Annotated in this window: 2 protein-coding genes and 2 pseudogenes; 2 read left to right on the plus strand and 2 right to left on the minus strand. The window is 44.0% G+C overall.

Going from position 1 to position 2,046, the window contains the following annotated elements:
* Positions 1-110, minus strand: a pseudogene (locus tag C7B77_RS28925) (photosystem II q(b) protein); the annotation flags it as partial.
* Between the two features lie 207 nt (positions 111-317).
* Between C7B77_RS28925 and C7B77_RS28930 the strand changes: the two are divergent.
* Positions 318-1,130 (plus strand): ATP-grasp domain-containing protein, encoded by an 813-nt coding sequence (locus tag C7B77_RS28930; RefSeq protein ID WP_106313213.1) that lies wholly within the window; start codon positions 318-320, stop codon positions 1,128-1,130.
* A 50-nt stretch (positions 1,131-1,180) separates the two neighbouring features.
* Positions 1,181-1,621 (plus strand): DUF2262 domain-containing protein, encoded by a 441-nt coding sequence (locus tag C7B77_RS28935; RefSeq protein WP_106313216.1) that lies wholly within the window; start codon positions 1,181-1,183, stop codon positions 1,619-1,621.
* Positions 1,622-1,836: 215 nt separating this feature from the next.
* Here the strand turns inward: C7B77_RS28935 and C7B77_RS28940 are convergent.
* Positions 1,837-2,046 (minus strand): annotated as a pseudogene (locus C7B77_RS28940) (AmpG family muropeptide MFS transporter); the annotation flags it as partial.

The raw sequence follows: 2,046 nt of genomic DNA on the forward strand, positions 1-2,046 counted from the left end.
ATCAGGACGCCGAACCAACCGACGTAGATGCGGTTTTCGGTGGAGGTTACCCAGCTACAGAAGCGTTCCCAGATGTTAGCTTCTTGGGTGCGTTGTAAGGTTGTGGTCATTGTTTTATGATTGCTTGTGTTCCTGGTGGAACGGAATGTTTTATGGATATGCCCTTAAGTTAACGTCTTTGTTAAGGTTTGTAAATCTTTCTCAGGTTTGCAGAGCTGATGACTCTTATCAGCTTTTGTTATGTCTGTCGTGTGACTGAGACTGGGTATACTTCATAAGAGATGACGAAGATCGAAATACTACCCTAATTACTAAATATGGCTGTCACCCAAAGAGTTTGTATTGTCGGTTTAGAAGAACATGAAGTCAGCGAGATCCAGTCTGCGCTAGAGTTTGGTATTGGGATAGTCGCCCATCAAGCTTTACCTCAGATCGTCGTTAGAGATGGCAAGCTGTTGGTAGCATCTCGCCAGAAACCTGGCTTAGTCGAGGTCACGCGAGTGGTATTTCATGGTATCTATGAAGACGATCTCGAATTTCTGGCTGCATTAGCATTGTGGGGTGGGTCTTGTTTGCCCAGTCCGCGCGGGATGATGGATCTGCGGTTGCGTTTACCAGGACTAGTACGCGCCCTCGAACATACACGCTTTGGGTTGCCCTTGAGAGGATATGCTTCGCCAAAAGCCGAATATCATACCGAAACCGAACGAGTTGCTAAATGGGGTAACTGGCATTGTGGCAAGAACAAAGAACGATTTGAAGGCATCTGGCAAAGTGAAGATCCTTGTATCGTCGAAGCTTTTATCCCCGGACAATCGGTACGCATCGTCCTGATTGGTGACAAGTACTGGCAGATAAAATTAGAAGGGGATAGTTGGCTCAAGTCTATTCACGCTCCTAATGCTAATTTTATGGAGATCGATCGAGAGTTATTAGCAGATACCAAAAATATTGCTAAAGCTTTCGGCTTAGAACTTATCGCCAACGATTATATCGTGACCGATCGAGGTACCAAGCATTTGCTCGAAGTCAATCACGTTCCTAATGTCAGTCGTTTTCCTGAGATTTGGGCAGCGTATCGAGACTACACGACAGCATGGATTAATCGATCGGTATTGACTGTTATTTAATAACCTGAACCAATAAACTATTCAAATCTAGAATACCCGGAGCTAAAAAAATGAACGATCGAGATCTAGAATGCCCCGGAATCGGAACGCTGCGCTACGAAAAAGAGTATGACTGGTATAAAGGAAAACTTAAAATTCAACAATCGGATATTTCGATTCAGCTTTCAACTGATGCAGAAAATTCCGTAGCCTCTGCACTTAAAAGGGCTAGCAATTTTGTCGGAGAGGTAGAAAATTATGCTCGGTTAGCAAAAGAGTACGCGGCTGAATGTTTGCTCCAAATCAAGAATGAGAACTGGATTGATGATGAAGATGAAGAGCCATTAACACCCGAACAATTCCAGCAAAGAATGACACTTGAGTCGATCTCGATCGATGCAGATGGTGAAGTATCTTTTTACCACAATGATGGCGATTTGTTTTGGGGGCACTGTATTTTAGTGACTATGAATAGTGAAAATCTTTTTATTGGTGCTGAAACTGCGGGCTGAGACGATCGATACCGATTAAAGACATTACAATCGTGGATGTCTGATGCTGGGGCAGATTTGAGTAAAATCGGTTGGTACGGCAGCCCGATCGGTTTTCCCTATGCTTTTAAGTATTTGTGGTCGCCATTACTCGATCGATAGAACTGGCTTCACTCGATCGATAGAACTGGCTTCACTCAGTCAATAGATCGATGACACTAGCGATTGTTAAACACTTATTTATCTTGTCTGGAAATAGCATCTTCAGGACTATTCGTATTCCAAGGTGCCATGAAAAACAGCATCACCATTCCTGGTAGTGCTATTGCTAATGTAACTAAAAAGAATCCTCCCCAGCCAGTTAATCCAGCCACGTCAGTTCCAACTCCAAGCTTAGTTGCCAGTTCCCCCGCTGCTGTTCCAGCAACTAGATCTCGACCTACCGC

The organism is Chamaesiphon polymorphus CCALA 037 (genome assembly GCF_003003845.1).
Classification (GTDB): domain Bacteria; phylum Cyanobacteriota; class Cyanobacteriia; order Cyanobacteriales; family Chamaesiphonaceae; genus Chamaesiphon; species Chamaesiphon polymorphus.